This window comes from Duganella vulcania (assembly GCF_009857655.1).
In the GTDB taxonomy this organism is placed as follows: domain Bacteria; phylum Pseudomonadota; class Gammaproteobacteria; order Burkholderiales; family Burkholderiaceae_D; genus Rugamonas; species Rugamonas vulcania.
The window spans coordinates 35,749-51,669 of the sequence record NZ_WWCX01000010.1; the positions used below are offsets into that span (position 1 = coordinate 35,749).

Annotated in this window: 16 protein-coding genes; 10 read left to right on the forward strand and 6 right to left on the reverse strand. The window is 67.6% G+C overall.

Annotation, left to right across the window (positions count from 1 at the left end):
• Genes mdcA through GTP90_RS09250 form a run of 7 tightly spaced genes read left to right on the forward strand, consistent with a single transcriptional unit; the run spans position 1 to position 6,108 of the window.
• Positions 1 to 1,653: a malonate decarboxylase subunit alpha gene (mdcA, locus tag GTP90_RS09220; protein WP_161083224.1), complete on the forward strand. Its 1,653-nt coding sequence runs from the start codon at positions 1 to 3 to the stop codon at positions 1,651 to 1,653.
• A gap of 10 nt (positions 1,654 to 1,663) precedes the next feature.
• On the forward strand, positions 1,664 to 1,975 hold the full coding sequence (gene mdcC, locus GTP90_RS09225; protein ID WP_161083225.1) for a malonate decarboxylase acyl carrier protein: 312 nt from the start codon (positions 1,664 to 1,666) through the stop codon (positions 1,973 to 1,975).
• Positions 1,975 to 2,868 (forward strand): biotin-independent malonate decarboxylase subunit beta, encoded by an 894-nt coding sequence (locus tag GTP90_RS09230; RefSeq protein ID WP_161083226.1) that lies wholly within the window; start codon positions 1,975 to 1,977, stop codon positions 2,866 to 2,868. The genes mdcC and GTP90_RS09230 overlap by 1 nt, the downstream gene beginning before the upstream one ends.
• 1 nt (position 2,869) lies before the next feature.
• Complete coding sequence (mdcE, locus tag GTP90_RS09235) at positions 2,870 to 3,586, forward strand: biotin-independent malonate decarboxylase subunit gamma (protein ID WP_161083227.1); 717 nt, start codon at positions 2,870 to 2,872, stop codon at positions 3,584 to 3,586.
• Positions 3,570 to 4,271, forward strand: a complete 702-nt coding sequence (gene mdcG / locus GTP90_RS09240) for a malonate decarboxylase holo-[acyl-carrier-protein] synthase (RefSeq protein ID WP_254451789.1) — start codon at positions 3,570 to 3,572, stop codon at positions 4,269 to 4,271. Before mdcE ends, mdcG begins: the two co-directional genes overlap by 17 nt.
• A gap of 44 nt (positions 4,272 to 4,315) precedes the next feature.
• Positions 4,316 to 5,185, forward strand: a complete 870-nt coding sequence (gene mdcB / locus GTP90_RS09245; protein ID WP_254451795.1) for a triphosphoribosyl-dephospho-CoA synthase MdcB — start codon at positions 4,316 to 4,318, stop codon at positions 5,183 to 5,185.
• On the forward strand, positions 5,182 to 6,108 hold the full coding sequence (locus GTP90_RS09250; RefSeq protein ID WP_161083228.1) for an acyltransferase domain-containing protein: 927 nt from the start codon (positions 5,182 to 5,184) through the stop codon (positions 6,106 to 6,108). Before mdcB ends, GTP90_RS09250 begins: the two co-directional genes overlap by 4 nt.
• A 16-nt stretch (positions 6,109 to 6,124) precedes the next feature.
• On the opposite strand, the gene trxC is transcribed toward GTP90_RS09250, so the two are convergent.
• The 6 genes from trxC to GTP90_RS09280 form a co-directional block, all read right to left on the reverse strand.
• The gene (trxC, locus tag GTP90_RS09255) at positions 6,125 to 6,586 is read right to left on the reverse strand and encodes a thioredoxin TrxC (RefSeq protein ID WP_161083229.1); all 462 of its coding nucleotides are present in this window, start codon (positions 6,584 to 6,586) and stop codon (positions 6,125 to 6,127) included.
• A gap of 122 nt (positions 6,587 to 6,708) precedes the next feature.
• Positions 6,709 to 7,308, reverse strand: coding sequence for a phasin family protein (locus tag GTP90_RS09260; protein ID WP_254451790.1), 600 nt, complete (start codon positions 7,306 to 7,308; stop codon positions 6,709 to 6,711).
• A 234-nt stretch (positions 7,309 to 7,542) separates the two neighbouring features.
• Positions 7,543 to 9,117: an ABC transporter permease gene (locus tag GTP90_RS09265; RefSeq protein WP_161083231.1), complete on the reverse strand. Its 1,575-nt coding sequence runs from the start codon at positions 9,115 to 9,117 to the stop codon at positions 7,543 to 7,545.
• The gene (locus GTP90_RS09270) at positions 9,114 to 9,983 is read right to left on the reverse strand and encodes an ABC transporter ATP-binding protein (RefSeq protein ID WP_161083232.1); all 870 of its coding nucleotides are present in this window, start codon (positions 9,981 to 9,983) and stop codon (positions 9,114 to 9,116) included. Before GTP90_RS09270 ends, GTP90_RS09265 begins: the two co-directional genes overlap by 4 nt.
• An 86-nt stretch (positions 9,984 to 10,069) precedes the next feature.
• On the reverse strand, positions 10,070 to 11,704 hold the full coding sequence (locus tag GTP90_RS09275; protein ID WP_161083233.1) for an OFA family MFS transporter: 1,635 nt from the start codon (positions 11,702 to 11,704) through the stop codon (positions 10,070 to 10,072).
• A 91-nt stretch (positions 11,705 to 11,795) separates the two neighbouring features.
• Positions 11,796 to 12,665 (reverse strand): substrate-binding periplasmic protein, encoded by an 870-nt coding sequence (locus tag GTP90_RS09280; protein ID WP_161083234.1) that lies wholly within the window; start codon positions 12,663 to 12,665, stop codon positions 11,796 to 11,798.
• Between the two features lie 144 nt (positions 12,666 to 12,809).
• Between GTP90_RS09280 and GTP90_RS09285 the strand changes: the two genes are divergently transcribed.
• Genes GTP90_RS09285 through GTP90_RS09295 form a run of 3 tightly spaced genes read left to right on the forward strand, consistent with a single transcriptional unit; the run spans position 12,810 to position 15,908 of the window.
• Positions 12,810 to 13,136: a flagellar basal body rod C-terminal domain-containing protein gene (locus tag GTP90_RS09285; protein WP_161083235.1), complete on the forward strand. Its 327-nt coding sequence runs from the start codon at positions 12,810 to 12,812 to the stop codon at positions 13,134 to 13,136.
• A 49-nt stretch (positions 13,137 to 13,185) separates the two neighbouring features.
• A complete protein-coding gene (locus GTP90_RS09290) occupies positions 13,186 to 14,340 on the forward strand; it encodes an acyl-CoA dehydrogenase family protein (protein WP_161083236.1) in 1,155 nt (384 codons plus the stop codon).
• Positions 14,340 to 15,908: a class I adenylate-forming enzyme family protein gene (locus GTP90_RS09295; RefSeq protein ID WP_161083237.1), complete on the forward strand. Its 1,569-nt coding sequence runs from the start codon at positions 14,340 to 14,342 to the stop codon at positions 15,906 to 15,908. The genes GTP90_RS09290 and GTP90_RS09295 overlap by 1 nt, the downstream gene beginning before the upstream one ends.
• Positions 15,909 to 15,921: the final 13 nt, after the last annotated feature.

Genomic DNA, 15,921 nt, shown 5'->3' on the forward strand with positions numbered 1-15,921 from the left:
ATGAACTGGAACACCTTGCAGCAGAATCGCGCCGCGCGCTTGCAGCGGGCGCGCACCGACCTGGGGAATGACCTGGACGGCAAAAGCCTGCCGGCCGCGCGCATCGCCGACCTGCTGCACGCGGCGCTGGAGTGCGGCGACCGCGTTTGCCTGGAAGGGAACAACCAGAAGCAGGCCGACTTCCTCGGCCATGCGCTGGCCAACCTGGACCCGGCGCGCATCAACAACCTGCACATGCTGCAGTCGGTGCTGGCGCTGCCGGAGCACCTGGACGTGTTCGAGCGCGGCGTCGCCTCGCGGCTGGACTTCTCGTTCTCGGGCCCGCAGGCGGTGCGCGTGGCGCGGCTGGCTTCCGCCGGCAAGCTCAATATCGGCGCCATCCACACCTACCTGGAGCTGTTCAGCCGCTACTTCATCGACCTGCCGCCGCGCGTCTGCCTGATCGCGGCGGAGGCGGCGGACCGCCACGGCAACCTGTACACCGGACCGAACACCGAGGACACGCCGGCCATCGTCGAAGCCACCGCCTTTAAGCAGGGCATCGTCATCGTGCAGGTCAACCGCATCGTGGACACCCTGCCGCGCGTGGACGTGCCGGGCGACTGGGTGGATTTCGTCGTGCAGTCGCCGCGCCCCTACTATATCGAGCCGCTGTTCACCCGCGATCCGGCGCAGATCTCCGAGATCCAGGTGCTGATGGCGATGATGGCGATCAAGGGCATCTACGCCGAGTATGGCGTCCAGCGCCTGAACCACGGCATCGGCTTCGACACTGCCGCCATCGAGCTGCTGCTGCCGACCTACGCCGAGTCGCTTGGCCTGCGCGGCAAGATCGGCAAGCACTGGGCACTCAATCCGCATCCGGCGCTGATCCCGGCGATCGAGGCGGGCTTCGTGCAGTCGGTGCATTCCTTCGGCTCGGAGCTGGGCATGGAGGACTACATCCATGCGCGGCCGGACGTCTTCGCCATCGGCCCGGACGGCACCATGCGCAGCAACCGCGCCATGTGCCAAGCCGCCGGCCACTATGCTTGCGACATGTTCATCGGCTCGACGCTGCAGATCGACTTGCAGGGCAATTCGTCGACCGCCACCGCCGGCCGCATCTCCGGCTTCGGCGGCGCCTCCAACATGGGCGCGGACGCGCGCGGACGGCGCCACGCCAGTCCTGCGTGGCTGAAGGCGGGCGAGCAGGCGCGCGCGGGCCGCAACACCATCCCGCGCGGCCAGAAGCTGGTGGTGCAGATGGTGGAAACCTTCCGCGAGCATATGCAGCCTGCCTTCGTCGAGAAGCTCGATGCGTGGGAGCTAATGGAGCAGGCCAAGATGGCGATACCGCCGGTGATGATCTACGGCGATGATGTCAGCCACATCCTGACCGAGGAAGGCATCGCCAACCTGCTGATGTGCCGCACCGACGAGGAACGCGAGCAGGCGATACGCGGCGTGGCGGGCTACACGCCGGTCGGCCTGGCGCGCGACAAGCGGATGGTGGAGAACCTGCGCGACCGGGGCATCATCCAGCGCGCGGAGGACCTGGGCATCGACAAACGCATGGCCACGCGCGACCTGCTGGCCGCCCGCAATATGAAAGACCTGGTGCGCGCATCGGGCGGTTTGTACCAGCCGCCCAAGCGTTTCCGCAACTGGTAGGGAGCTGACTATGGAAACACTGAACTATCGATTCGAACAAGGCACGCAGCGGCTGAAGGCCGCGCCGCAGGTGGTGGGCGTGGTCGGTTCCGGCAACCTGGAAGTGCTGATCGAACCGGCCGACCTGGCCGGCGCCTGCGCCATCGAAATCACCACCGCCGCCGTCGGCTTCGGGCCGATCTGGGAGGCGGTGATGCGCGACTTCCACCAGCGCTGGCTGCTGGCCGATACCCGCATATCCATCAACGACATGGGCGCCACGCCGGCTGTCGTCAGCTTGCGTATGGACCAGGCGGTGCAGACCATGTTGGGAGGATCGTAATGAGCAGCTATCAGGAGGCGAACGCGCGCGAACGCTTGCAGCAGCTGTTCGATCCACACAGCTTTGAAGAATTCCTGCCGCCGTCGGAGCGCGTGGTCAGCCCTCACCTGGGGCAGCTGAACGCGCCGGTGGCGTTTGACGACGGCGTCGCGGTCGGCCGCGCGAAGCTGGGCGGCGTGACCGTCTACACGGCGGCGCAGGAGGGTGGCTTCATGGGCGGCGCGGTCGGCGAGGTGCATGGCGCCAAGCTGGTCGGCCTGCTGCGGCGCGCGGTGCGCGACCATGTGGCGGCGGTGGTGCTGCTGGTGGAATCGGGCGGCGTGCGCCTGCACGAAGCCAACGCGGGATTGATCGCAGTATCGGAAGTGATGCGCGCATTGCTGGACGTGCGCGCCGCCGGCATTCCGGTGGTCGTGCTGGTGGGCGGCTCGAACGGAGCCTTTGGCGGCATGGGCATCGTCTCGCGCTGCGCCAACGTGGTGGTGATGTCGGAGGAAGGCCGGCTGGCGATGTCCGGCCCGGAGGTGATCGAGACCGCCAGCGGCGTCGAGGAATTCGATTCGCGCGACCGCGCGCTAGTATGGCGCACCAGCGGCGGCAAGCACCGCTACCTGATGGGCGATTGCCTGCGCATCGTGGCCGACGATATCGCCGCCTTCCGCGAGGCCGCCCGCGAGGCGCTGGCCGTGCTGGCGGGCCAGCCGGTGGAACTGACGCTGGAAGCGCTGGAGGCCGAGCAGAAAATGCTGGACGAGCGCATTGCCCGCTTCGGCGCCCTGCCCGATCCGGTCGATATCTGGAGCGCGATGCAGATCGCCGACGCGGCCAATATTCCGATGCTGGACGTGGACAGTTTTATCGCGGCCGCCGGCCAGCACCGTTTGGGAGTCTGAGATGGATTGGAAAAAACTGGCGGACACGCTGTTCCCGCAAGGGCACGCCATCGTCGAGCAGGACGATTTCCTGTGTGGCAGCGCGCAGGTGGACGGGCAGGCGGTGGCGGTAATCGGCACCACGGCCCACACGCCGATCGGCGTGGAGATCGCGCTGGCGCAGGCCAAGGCGATCCTGCGTACGGTACGCGAGTATCCCGGCATGCCGATACTGATGCTGGTCGATACGCAGGGCCAGCGCCTGCGCCACCGCGACGAGATGTTGGGCATTAACAGCTACATGGCGCACCTGGGCAAATGCGTGGACCTGGCGCGCCGCAAAGGTCACAAGATCGTCGGCCTGGTGTACGACCAGGCGCTGTCCGGAGGCTTCATCACCAGCGGCTTGCTGGCCGACGCCTGCTACGCCCTGCCCGACGCCACCATCCGCGTCATGGGTTTGCCGGCGATGGCTCGCATCACCAAGGTGCCGGAGGAGCGCTTGACGGAACTGGCGCAAAGTAATCCGGTGTTCGCGCCGGGGCCGGAGAATTACCTGCGCATGGGCGGGCTGGAAGCGATCTGGGAAGGCGACCTGGCCGCGCACTTGCGCGCGGCGCTTGCCGCGCCGGCCAATGGCGACCAGCGCAGCGCCCTCGGCCTGCAGCGAGGCGGCCGGCGTTGGGCGCAGCCGGTGATCGACGCCGTGATGAATGACGGTCATGTCCGCGTTGCCTGAACCGTCGCGGACGATGCAGGCCGCAGGACGTGGCCTGGAACGGCATATGCTGGTGTGGCTGTCCGAGGCGGGCTGGCAGGCGGTGATGCGCGTGGCCGAGCCAAGGCACAAGGCTGCGCTGACGCTGTGGCAGGGACAGGACTGGCCGGCCGTGGTACGGCGCGTCGACATCGATGCGCCGCCGGACGAGATCTGTCTCGGCCTGCCGCTGCCGCCGGACGCGGACAGCGGCGAGAAGGTGCGTATATCGCTGCGCGCGCAGACGGCGGAAATCAGCAGGACGTCGCCGCCGGTGGAGCTGCGCGCGGCCTTGCGCAGCGCAGGTAACTGGCGCGAGGCGCTGACGACGCTGGAGAGCGAGACGGCGCACCTGCAACTGCGCATCTACGGCTCGATGGCGATGCAGGCGCTGACTGGGTTGCTTTATCTGACGCCAACCTCGGACATCGACATCCTGTTCCATCCGCGCAGCCAGGAAGAGCTGCACGACGGCGTGGCGCTGCTCTCGCGGCACGCGACGCACGTGCCGCTCGACGGCGAGATCGTCTTCCCCGGCGGGCAGGCGGTGTCGTGGAAAGAGTGGCGCATGGCGATGGACAATCCGGCCAGGGTGATCGTCAAGGAGCTGCATGCGGTGCGGCTGGTGGATACGGCGTCGCTGCTGGCGACGTTGGAGGAACGATGATGCGCGCCATCCGCACAAGCCTGCGCCAGCGATTGCCGGTGCCGATGCCGAGTGCGGGCGACCGCAAGGCGCGGCACACCTTCGCCGGTGACGTGGCGCGGTTGGCGGTCGGCAGCCTGCACGCGGAGCTATGCCTGTATCCCAAGCCGGGATTGGTGTCGCCGGTGGACACCGGCAGCCATGACGACATGGACGCGCAGACCTTCATGCGCAGCCTGTTCTCGCTGCGTCACTACTTCAAGAAAATCTGCCTGGCGGGATGGGACGATGCGCCGTTCGCGCGGCTCAAGCAGCTGGGCATCGAAGCCGAGGCGGCGATGCTGAAGGCGACGCGCGGCATCAACACGCATCGAGGTGCGATCTTCAGCCTTGGCATGCTGTGCGCCACAGCCGGACGCGCCCGCGCGCAAGGCATGCCGATGAGACCCGCCGCGCTGCGCGCCGCCATGCTGATACGCTGGGGCGGCGAACTGGCCATGCATGCGGCACCGTCGCAGGAAAACAGCAACGGTCTGCGCGTGGCCGCGCGCTACGCGGTCAGCGGCGCGCGCGAGGAAGGCGCGCTCGGGCTGCCGTCGGTGTTCGAAATCGGCGTGCCGGCGCTGGTGGCCGCGCGCTCGCGCGGCGCCGGCATGACGCATGCGCGCATCGACGCCCTGTTCACGCTGATGGCCGCCATCAACGACAGCAACGTCTATCACCGCGCCGGTCCGCAAGGCGCGCAGACCGTGCGCGCACATGCGCAACGCTTCATCGATCTTGGCGGCACGGCCAACGCCAACTGGCACGCGCAGGCCTTGGCCAGCCATCAGGATTTTGTTCGGCAGCGTCTTTCGCCAGGCGGCGCGGCGGATCTGCTGGCGGCCAGCTGCCTGGTGCACGCCTTCGCCGCGCTGGATCACGGGACGCCATGACGATGTCCTACGGCGCGCATTCCCGCCTGCTGCTGCTCTGCCCCGGCCAGGGCGGCCAGCACGCCGCGATGTTCGACCTGCCCCGCAGCAGCCCCTCCGGCGACGCCACCGCCGGCGCGCTGCTGGCCGGCCTGGCGCTGGCCGGCGATGTGGACATCTACACCAACCGCAACGCCCAACCGCTGATCGTCGCCGCCACGCTGGCGATGTGGGAATCGATTCGCGCGTTCGCGCCGCAGCCGGCGCTGGTGGCCGGCTACAGCATCGGCGAGCTGGCCGCATACGGCGTCGCGGGCGCCTGCCCGCCGGAGACCGCGGCGCGGCTGGCCGTCGAACGCGCGCGGCTGATGGACAGCTGCGCCCTCGCCCTGCCCGGCCAGACGCTGACGGCCCTCTCCGGCCTGGCGCTGCCGCGCGTGGCATCCCTGCTGGCCGAACACGATTTTTACATGAGCATAGAAAACGGCGACGACGCCTGCATCGCCGGCGGCCCTGCAGCGAGCGTCGAAGCACTGGAGCGCGCGGTGCACGCGGCCGGCGGACGCAGCACGCGCCTGCCGGTGGAAGTGGCCTCGCACACGCCCTACATGCAGGCCGCCGTCGCACCGTTCGCGGCAGCCTTGCAGCATGCGGATTTCAAGCCGATGACCGCGCCGGTATTGTCCGGCATCGGGGCAACGGCCGTCACCACCAAAGCGCAGGCGGTGGACCAGCTCTCGCGCCAGCTGGCGGAAACCATCCACTGGGCAGGCTGCATGGACGCCGCCGCCGAAGCGGGCATCACCTACGCGCTGGAACTGGGCCCAGGCGCCGCGCTGTCACGCATGCTGCAGAGCCGCCACCCGCACATCAACACGCGCTCCGTGGCCGATTTCCGCACGCTGGACGGCATCCGCAAATGGCTGGAGCGCGCCGCCGAATAAGCGGCGGCCGCAAACCTCACCCGCGATTGTTCTGCGTGGCCCACGCGACGATATTGGCCGCGTCCATTGCGCCCGGCTGGCGCGCCACCTCGCGCCCGCCCTTGAACAGCGCCAGCGTGGGTATGCTGCGGATCGCATAACGCGCCGCCAGCTCCTGGGCTTCCTCGGTATTGAGCTTGACCACGCGGAACTGCGGCTCCAGCCGCTGCGTGGCCTGCGTATAGAACGGCGCCATGGTGCGGCACGGGCCGCACCAGGGCGCCCAGAAATCCACCAGCACGGGAATGTCGCTGCGCTCGATATGCTTGAGGAAGCGCGCGGCCGACAGGTCCACCGGCTGGCCGGTGAACAGCGCCTTCTGGCACTTGCCGCACACGGGCTGCTGCGCCAGTTTGGCGGCGGGAACGCGGTTGACGGCGTCGCAATGCGGGCAAACGATGTGCAGCGATTCAGGCTGCGCGGCGGCGGTATTGGTCATCTTTATCTCCAGACAGCGTCAAGCCGCCCATGATAAAGCATGGACAAAAAAAATGCCGCGTCACGCGACGGGGGATCGCGCGGCGCGGCGGGAATCAGGGCTTATCGGCCCCGTCGCCCGTCTCAGGTTTCCTTGCGGGCGCCAGTCTGTTTGCCGGCTTGAGCAGCTTGAGCGGCAGTCTGGGCTTGAGAGGCTTGCCCCCCTTGCATGCTGCCTTCGCGGCCTTCACGGCTTTCGGTGCCGTTATGGCCGGCGCTTTGCATGGTCGAGGTGCCGCGCATTTCATTGCCGCGCGATTGACGCATGCCGTCGGTGTGGACAAAAGGATCGGAGAAGCGTTCCACCGCGTCCTGGTGGCTGCGCAGCGTTTTTTCCGTTTCTTCCGACGTCACGCGTGCCACTTCGTCCGCCAGCGCCTTGGCGGTGCGGCTGGTTTCCTGCACGTGTTCTTCCGCCACTTTGGACAGGTCGACCTGGGTGTCGGCGGCGATGCGCGACAGGTGTTGCTGGTAGGCGCGCAGCTTTTCCGCGGTGGGCTGGGCGTGGGCAGCGGCGGCGGCGATCGCCTCCGTCGGACGGTGCGCGGTGATGACTTGCTGGCCCGTCATCGTGCTTTCTTCCAGCAAGGTCTGCGCCAATTGAATGTTCAGGTCGCTGTACTGCTGGATAGTACGGAACAGGGACTTCGACATGTCGTTAAAGAACGACAGCTGAGCTTCCATGTGGGTTTTGGCTGCTGGGGTGACAGATTGAGAAAATGGATACATAGATTTGCCTCGAAAAGAAAGTAAAAGGATGGCCTGGGGAGTGTCGAACCGGTTTCGACGCCGCGTTGGCAGCGCGAATGCCAAGGCTACGTTAGACAGTCCCGCGACATCTGATCTAGATCAAACGTGCGGTATGCGCGTCGCCGGATCCCCGCAATCAGGATTACTTCCAGGCCATACCTTTTTCGTTCAGTTGCGCGCGGCGCGCCAGCTTTCATGCCAGAGGCCGCCGGCAACCAGCGCCAGCCCCAGCAACAACTGCACGCTCACCGTCTGCGGCGTGGCGACGCCGTTGAAACCGACCACGTCCAGCACAGGCACCTTGACGGCCTGCGTCGCGACGTACATGCCGAACAGAAACGGCGCGAGGAAGACGCGTCCGCTGCGGCTGATGCCTCCAAGCATGCTGGCGGCGCCGGCCAGCGCCAGCACGCCGGTCAACAGCGCGGCCGCGCGCAGGGGTGCCGCCATCGCCCAGCGCAGCAACACCGGCGCGGTGAACAGCAGCGCCAACATGCAGGACGCCAGTAACTGCGCGCCATAACGCCGCGTGCCGCCGCCCGGCGCCGTGCCGCTCATCGCGTCGACGTCGTGCTGGTGGTCGCGCACGCTGACCTCGCTCACCAGCAAGCCCCAGATGGCGATGGCCGCGACGATTACGCCGCCCAGCGCCGCCGTCGGCAGCACGCAGCCAACAATCCACAGCACCAGCGCCGCCATCACCGCCACCGGGTTGGACACCAGCGTCAGCGCCAGCACCGCCAGCGCCTGGCCGGCCACGCCGGGCACGCGCGCGGCCAGGCCGAACAGCGGACGCGCCAGCCACAATAACGGCCGCAGCACACGGTTGGCCAGGGCCAGCGGCGACCAGCGGCCGCCGCCCGATGCGCGCACCTTGACGCGGTCCGGCGCGAAACGATGGAACAGCCATTGGGCCGGCAACAGCGGCAACAAGGCCACCAGCGCGCAACCGAAGCGCGTGGCCACCAGTTGCGCGCTCCACAGCCAGGTGGGCAGCACCAACGGCGCCAGCGCCGGATTGAATTCGCCGCCGCCGATGGTGAAATTGGACGTGTGCAGCATCGCCTTCACGGTCAGCACCGACGCGCCTATGCCGGAAAAATCGACCAGCAGCAGCGGCGACCATTGGTCCTTGCTCTCCGCGGTCAACGCAATGGGTGTCGCCAGCTGCGCCACGTAGAGGATGAAGTACAACACGTCGCCGCGCTTGCCCATCAGCGGCGCCCACGCATCGCACAGCAGCGCCATCGCGGCGGTGAAGAACACCAGCGGCAGCAACAACACAGCGAAGGTCTGCACATACACCAGCGGCTGGATCGGTCCCTGGCCGCGCAGCACATGCAGCACCAGCATGGTCAGCATGAAGATGAACAGCAGCCCGCACAGGTAGGCCACGCCGCCCAGCCAGCGGCCGAACAGGAACGCGGCGTTGCTGACCGGCGTGGCCGCCAGCACCGCGCCGGCGCCGCTGCGCACATCTTCGCTCATGCGCCCGCGCACCAGGTAGAAGCCGGCCAGCCCGAAAAACAGGCCGCCCAGCGCCGCGCTGCCGAAGGCCAGGCAGCTGCTGGTGTAAGCCACGCGCGTGTTGTCGGCGGTGACCATCGCCACGCCCTTGGCCGGGTCGCCTACCATCACCCAGGTCAGCGCGATCAGCGCCAGCACGGCCACCAGGGTGCCGGTGCGGCGCATGCGCAGACGCACCTCGGTCAGCAGCAAAAGCTTCAGTGCCAGCGCGTTCATGCCGCCGCTTCCTGCACCGCGTAACGCTGCGTCATCAACGCCTCCTCCAGCGTCGGCTCGGCCGGCACCGCGCCGGCGCACGGCGAGGACGCGTGGGCGATGCGCAGGCTGATGCCGTGCTCATTGCGTTGCGCCTGCAGCACCTGCACCTCGGCGCGCAGGGCCTCGTAATGTTGCGCCTCCACCGTGACCGACCACACCTTGCTGCGCGCGTCGCGCACAAAGCTGTCCGGCGTGTCGTAGGCCATCAGCCTTCCCTTGTTCATGATCGCCAGGTGGTTCGCCATGTTCTCGATGTCGGACACGATGTGGGTCGACACGATCACCAGCTTGCGGAAGCCGATCTCCGACAGCAGGTGGCGGAAGCGCAGCCGCTCCTCGGGATCGAGGCCGGCGGTCGGCTCGTCGACGATCAGCACATCGGGGTCGTTGAGCAGCGCCTGGGCGATGCCGAGCCGGCGCCGCATGCCGCCCGAGAAGCCGGCCGCCTGCCGGTTCGCATGCTCGTGCAGGTTGACCATCTCCAGCAGCAGCCGCAGGCGGGCCGGATCGCGCACGCCCTTCAACGCCGCGAAGTACTGCAGGAACTCCAGCGCCGTCAGGTTCGGATACACGCCGAAGTCCTGCGGCAGGAAACCCAATCGCCCGCGTATGGCGTCGGGCCGCTTGACGATGTCGGCGCCGTCGAACAGGATCTGGCCACTGGTCGGCCTGGTCAGCGTGGCGATCATCTGCATCAGCGAGGTCTTGCCCGCGCCGTTATGGCCGATCAGGCCCACCACGCCGGCCGGCAAATTCAGGCTGACGTCGTCGACGGCCCGCACGTTCTTCGCATAAGTTTTAACGACATTGCGTAATTCAAGCATCTACCAAGGACTCCCAAAAATGAAAGCGGGGCTGGTCCGGCACAATGCCGGACCAGCCCCGCGAACTGGCGCCCTATTCTACTGGGTTATTTAAATAACACGGCAGCTTTTTGCACCGTCAGCCACACGCCGATCGCCAGCGGAATGCCGACCGCCAGCCAGCCGAAGGCCACGGCCACGGGACTGGTCACGCCGTTCGACGCGACCGCCGTGCCGCTCGATGCGGCGGCGTCGCGCTCGTGCGCCAGCTTCTTCTCGGCGGCCAGTTCGGCCTCGGTCATGAAGTGCCTGTCGGCCACCGGGCGCACCATCAGGTTGCACAGCAGGCCAAGCACCAGCAGGCCCGCCAGCACATACATGGTGATGTCGTAGGCCTGCGCCTTCGGCACGCCGTGCGCGATCTGGTACTCGCGGATGTAGGTCACCAGCAGAGGGCCGAACACGCCGGCCACCGACCACGCGGTCAACAGGCGGCCGTGGATCGCGCCCACCATCTGGGTGCCGAACAAGTCGGCCAGGTAGGCCGGCACGGTGGCGAAGCCGCCGCCGTACATCGACAGGATGATGCAGAAGAAGCCGACGAACAGCGCCAGCTGCCCGCCGTGCGCCATCGACGGCACCAGGCCATACAGCGCGATGCCCAGCACCAGGAAGATGCCGTAGGTGGCCTTGCGGCCCAGGTAGTCCGAGCACGAGGCCCAGACGAAGCGGCCGCCGATGTTAAACAGCGACAGCAGGCCGGTGAAGCCGGCGGCGATGGCGGCGATCTGGCCCTTCTGCGCCAGCGTCAACTCGTTGAACGCGACATTCACGCCCAGCAGCTGGCCGGCGAAGATCTCCTGCAGCAGCGGCGAGGCCATGCCCAGGATGCCGATACCGGCCGTCACGTTCAGGCACAGCACCAGCCACACCAGCCAGAATTGCGGAATGCCCCACACCTTGCTGGCGTGGACGTGGCGGCTGGTGATCATGGTGTTGGCGCTGGCCTTGGCGGGCGGCGTCCAGCCGGACGGTTTCCAGCCTGCGGGCGGCACGCGGTACGACAGCGCGCCGGCCAGCATGAAGACGAAGTAGATCGCCGCCATCACCAGGAAGGTCTGCCACACGCCGACCGAATCGGCGGTGGCGAAGAACTTCATCAGCTTGTCGGCCAGCGGAGCGCCGATCATGGCGCCGCCGCCGAAGCCCATGATGGCCATGCCGGTCGCCATGCCGCGCCGGTCCGGGAACCATTTGATCAGCGTGGACACGGGCGAGATGTAGCCCAGTCCCAGGCCGATGCCGCCGATCACGCCGGAGCCCAGCCACATCAGCCAGATCTGGTGCTGGTACACGCCCAGCGCCGAGATCACCAAACCGCCGCACCAGCACAGCGCCGACACCACGCCGGCCTTGCGCGGGCCGGCGTGTTCCAGCCAGCCGCCGAACAGCCAGGCGGACAGGCCGAGGAAGACGAAGAACATTGTGTACATCCAGCCCAGCATGGAGATCTGCCAGTCGCAGGTAGACGACAGGATCCGCGCCATCAAGTCCATGCCGGCCGGACAGGCCAGCGACTCCTTGATGCCCAGCGCGCGCGACAGCGGCAGCCAGAACACCGAGAAGCCGTACGCCATGCCGATGCACAGGTGGATCGCCAGCGCCGCGGGCGGCACCAGCCAGCGATTGAAACCGGCCCCCGCCACCGTCCGTTCCTTGTCCAGAAAATCAAAAATTGCCATCTAAAAGCCCCTTATATTTTCATGTAACTAAAGTACATGTTTCGCCAATGCAACTGCGGGCGGGAGGGTAGCATAAAGGTAGCGAATTGTCCTACGGGTGGCGTTTCAAATCGTCCGGGGTGAACCACAGCTCCTTGCGCGCCAGCGGGGTCTGCGGCGGCAACAGCGGATTGGGCAACTCGATCACCCGGCGCCGGTCGAACCTGGCCTTGCGCAGCAGGCGGGCGAAGTGCTGGTCGAACAGGCGCGCAAAGCTGCCGTCGGCCAGCGCCGTTTCCAGGCCGGCCCGCACCGCCTCGGCCAGGGCCGGGTTGTTGCGATTGACGAAGAAGTAATCGGCGGTGACGTAATGCAGCACGATATGCGGATCGACCGCCAGCTCCGGATGGCGCGCCGCCTCGGCCCAGATCTCGTAGGCCGAGCGCGGCGCCCAGTCGATCCGCCCCGCGTTCAGCATGCCGAACAAGCCGTCGTAGGTGGCCAGCGCGTGCACTTGCAGGCCGCTGTGGCGCAGGATGCGCAGGTCCGGCCAGTCATGCCCCTGGGCGGTGGAGAACCTCTTCAGGTCGTCCACCGAGCGCACGTCGCGCAGCAATTCCCTGCGGTCGCCGCGCAGCAGGCCGAAGCGCCAGCCGATCAGGCCGCGCGTCATCGGTATCCGCACCGGCAGCAGCGCCTGCTCGCGCTCGGCCGAGGTCATGGTGCCGACGATGTCGATGCGCCCCGAGCCGGACTGCAATTCCACCAGCGCGCGGTTCTGCTGCATGCGGGTCGGCGACAGCTCCACCCGGTACAAGCCGCCCGACTTGGCCAACGCCAGTTGCAACAGCGCCAGGCCGTACTCGCCGCGCTCATCGTCGATGCTCTCGGCCCGGGGATAGTGCACCACGATGGGTTCGGCCCCGGCGGCCGCCGCGAGCAGCATCAGGCAGGCGCACAGCAGCCGGCGTAACTTAGGCATGTAACATTTCCGCAAGAGTATCTCTACGACAATACTCGCCCAGTTGCCTGGCGACGTCAAGCCTGCCGAATTTTTAATCAAACACGTGCAATGCCCGGCGCCCCGGTGTACACTTGGTTTAATTGCCGAAGGGAAATGTCAATCATGGCCATCGCCGCACTCAGTTCAGGAGTCACCGGACTCAACGCCGCCGAACGCGCGTTGGGCAACAGCGCGCACGCGGTCGCCAACCTCAACACGCAGGGCTTCCAGCCGGCGCAGGCCGTGTTCAAGGAAAACGCCCCGGCCGGCAGCGGCGTGTCGATCTCCTTCCAGGCGCGGCAACTGCAGGCGGCGGACGCGCCCAGCGCCACCGACCTCGCCACCGAAACCACCAACTCGCTGGTCTACAAGGCGCAATTCGACCTGTCGGCCAAGGTGATCCAGGCCGCCGACCAGAATATCGGGACGCTAATCAACACCAAAGCTTGACAGGGTCTGGCCGAATCGGCACATTGAAGTCTGCCGAAAAGGGAGACCCATGATAAGAGACCAGGAAACGCTCAACATCCTGTTGGACAGCATCCGCCGCTTCGTGCGCGAACAGCTGGTGCCGCACGAGCAGCAGGTGGCCGAGACCGACGAGATCCCCCCCGCGCTGGTGGCGCAGATGCGCGAACTGGGCCTGTTCGGCCTCTCCATCCCCGAACAATATGGCGGCCTGGGTCTGACGATGGAGGAGGAAGTGCTGGCCGCGTTTGAAATCGCCCGCACCTCGCCCGCCTTCCGTTCCCTGTTCGGCACCAACAACGGCATCGGCTCGCAAGGCATCCTGATCGACGGCACCGAGGAACAGAAAAACACCTGGCTGCCGCGCATGGCCTCCGGCGACATCGTCGGCTCGTTCGCGCTGACCGAACCGGGATACGGCTCCGACGCCGGCTCGCTCACCACCTCCGCCGTGCGCGACGGCGACCACTACATCATCAACGGCACCAAGCGCTATATCACCAACGCGCCGGAGGCCGGCGTGTTCACCGTGATGGCGCGCACCGACGCCACGCGCAAGGGACCGGGCGGCGTATCGGCCTTCATCGTCGAACGCGGCACGCCCGGCATCTCGCTCGGCAAAAAGGACAGGAAGATGGGCCAGCAAGGCGCCCACACCTGCGACGTGATCTTCGAGAACTGCCGCGTGCCGGCCGCCTGCATCATCGGCGGCAAGGAAGGCCAGGGCTTCAAGACCGCGATGAAGGTGCTGGACAAGGGCCGCCTGCACATCTCCGCCATCTGCGTGGGCGTGGCCGAGCGCATGCTGGAGGACGCGCTGCGCTACGCGATGGAGCGCCAGCAGTTCGGCCAGCCCATCGCCGAGTTCCAGCTGATCCAGGCCATGCTGGCCGACAGCAAGGCCGAGATCTACGCCGCCCGCAGCATGGTGCTGGACGCCGCCCGCCGCCGCGACAACGGCGAGGACATCCCCACCGAAGCGTCGTGCTGCAAGCTGTTCGCCTCCGAGATGTGCGGGCGCGTGGCCGACCGCTCGGTGCAGATCCACGGCGGCGCGGGCTACGTGTCTGACTACGCGGCCGAACGCTTCTACCGCGATGTGCGCCTGTTCCGCATCTATGAAGGCACGTCGCAGATCCAGCAGCTGGTCATCGCCCGCAACATGATCAAGGCGGCCGGAGCCTGATGGAGTCGCTCGACACCGGCCGCCTGCTTGCCACGCTGCCCACGCGCCTGGGCGGCATCCCGCGCCGCTGGGCCGAACGCGCGCCGCAAGCGCCGGCGCTGCACGACGGCGCGCGCCACTGGTCCTACGCCGAGCTGACCGCCGCCATCGACGAAACCGCAGCCCTGCTGCGCGCGCTGGAGGTGCGGCCCGGCGACCGCCTGATGGTGGTCGGCGAAAACGGCGTCGCGCAGGTGGCGCTGATCTTCGCCGCGGCCGATATCGACGCGTGGATCGTCAACGTCAACGGCCGCCTGTCGGCACGCGAGGTGGACCAGATCCTGGACCACAGCGGCGCGCGGCGCGTGATCTACCTGGCGGCGCCGGACGATGGCCCGGCGCAGCTCCCGGCCTCGCCGGAATCCGCCGCGCACGCCCGGCGCCACGGGGCCGTGCCCACGCCCTCGCCGTTCGGCACGTGGATGGTCGGCGCGCTCAACGCCGGCTGCGCGCCGGAGCCGGTACATGCCGACCCGGCGCAGCAAGTGGCGGCGCTGATCTACACCACCGGCACCACCGGCCAGCCCAAGGGCGTGATGCTCACGCACCTCAACCTGCTGTTCATCGCCGCCGTCTCCAGCACCCTGCGCGGGCTCACGCCCACCGACCGCGCGTACGGGGTGCTGCCCATCACCCACGTCTACGGCCTGGCCTCGGTCATGCTCGGCACCCTGTACGCGGGCGCCTGCCTGTACCTGTGCCCGCGCTTCGCGCCGGACGCCGTGCTGAAGGCGATCCGCGACGACGGCCTGACCATCCTGCAGGGCGTGCCCGCCATGTACGCGCGCCTGCTGGAGCAGCTGGGCGGCGCCAACGAACCGCTGGCATCGCGGCTGCGTTTCATCTACGCCGGCGGCTCGCCGCTGGCGCCCAGCCTGAAGGCGCAGGTGCAGCAGCTGTTTGGCCTGCCGCTGCACAACGGCTACGGCATGACCGAGACCTCGCCCACCATCAGCCAGACGCGCCTCGACCAGCCGCGCGACGACGCCTCGGTGGGCCAGGTCATCCCCGGTGTCGAAGTGCGGCTGGTGGACGCCGGCGGCGCCGACGTGGCGCCCGGCGAGGACGGCGAACTGTGGGTGCGCGGCCCGAACATCATGGCCGGCTACTACCGCGAGCCCGAGCTGACGGCGGCGGCGATGCGCGACGGCGGCTGGCTCAATACCGGCGACGTCGCGCGGCAGGATGCGGACGGCGCGCTGTTCATCGTCGGCCGCACCAAGGAGCTGATCATCCGTTCCGGCTTCAACGTCTATCCGCTGGAGGTGGAGACGGTGCTTAACGCCCACCCGGCGGTGACGCAATCGGCGGTGGTCGGCCGCAACGCCGCCGACGGCAACGAGGAAGTGGTGGCCTTCGTCGAGATCGACCCGCGCCACCGCGTCACGCCCGAGGAATTGCAGCAGTACCTGGCGGGCCTGCTGTCGCCGTACAAATGCCCGTCCGAGATCATCGAAATGCACGCCCTGCCCGCAGCGGCAACCGGAAAAATCTTGAAAGGACAGCTGCGGCAACTGGCACAAAAATAACCACAAGGGAGAC

Coding starts and splice junctions, on each gene's coding strand:
- GTP90_RS09260 (WP_254451790.1), bottom strand. CDS start 7,308: ATGGAAGCTCAGCTGTCGTTCTTTAACGACATGTCGAAGTCCCTGTTC.
- GTP90_RS09285 (WP_161083235.1), top strand. CDS start 12,810: ATGGCCATCGCCGCACTCAGTTCAGGAGTCACCGGACTCAACGCCGCC.
- GTP90_RS09280 (WP_161083234.1), bottom strand. CDS start 12,665: ATGCCTAAGTTACGCCGGCTGCTGTGCGCCTGCCTGATGCTGCTCGCG.
- trxC (WP_161083229.1), bottom strand. CDS start 6,586: ATGACCAATACCGCCGCCGCGCAGCCTGAATCGCTGCACATCGTTTGC.
- mdcB (WP_254451795.1), top strand. CDS start 4,316: ATGCCGAGTGCGGGCGACCGCAAGGCGCGGCACACCTTCGCCGGTGAC.
- GTP90_RS09230 (WP_161083226.1), top strand. CDS start 1,975: ATGAGCAGCTATCAGGAGGCGAACGCGCGCGAACGCTTGCAGCAGCTG.
- GTP90_RS09265 (WP_161083231.1), bottom strand. CDS start 9,117: ATGAACGCGCTGGCACTGAAGCTTTTGCTGCTGACCGAGGTGCGTCTG.
- GTP90_RS09275 (WP_161083233.1), bottom strand. CDS start 11,704: ATGGCAATTTTTGATTTTCTGGACAAGGAACGGACGGTGGCGGGGGCC.
- GTP90_RS09290 (WP_161083236.1), top strand. CDS start 13,186: ATGATAAGAGACCAGGAAACGCTCAACATCCTGTTGGACAGCATCCGC.
- mdcA (WP_161083224.1), top strand. CDS start 1: ATGAACTGGAACACCTTGCAGCAGAATCGCGCCGCGCGCTTGCAGCGG.
- mdcC (WP_161083225.1), top strand. CDS start 1,664: ATGGAAACACTGAACTATCGATTCGAACAAGGCACGCAGCGGCTGAAG.
- mdcE (WP_161083227.1), top strand. CDS start 2,870: ATGGATTGGAAAAAACTGGCGGACACGCTGTTCCCGCAAGGGCACGCC.
- mdcG (WP_254451789.1), top strand. CDS start 3,570: ATGTCCGCGTTGCCTGAACCGTCGCGGACGATGCAGGCCGCAGGACGT.
- GTP90_RS09295 (WP_161083237.1), top strand. CDS start 14,340: ATGGAGTCGCTCGACACCGGCCGCCTGCTTGCCACGCTGCCCACGCGC.
- GTP90_RS09250 (WP_161083228.1), top strand. CDS start 5,182: ATGACGATGTCCTACGGCGCGCATTCCCGCCTGCTGCTGCTCTGCCCC.
- GTP90_RS09270 (WP_161083232.1), bottom strand. CDS start 9,983: ATGCTTGAATTACGCAATGTCGTTAAAACTTATGCGAAGAACGTGCGG.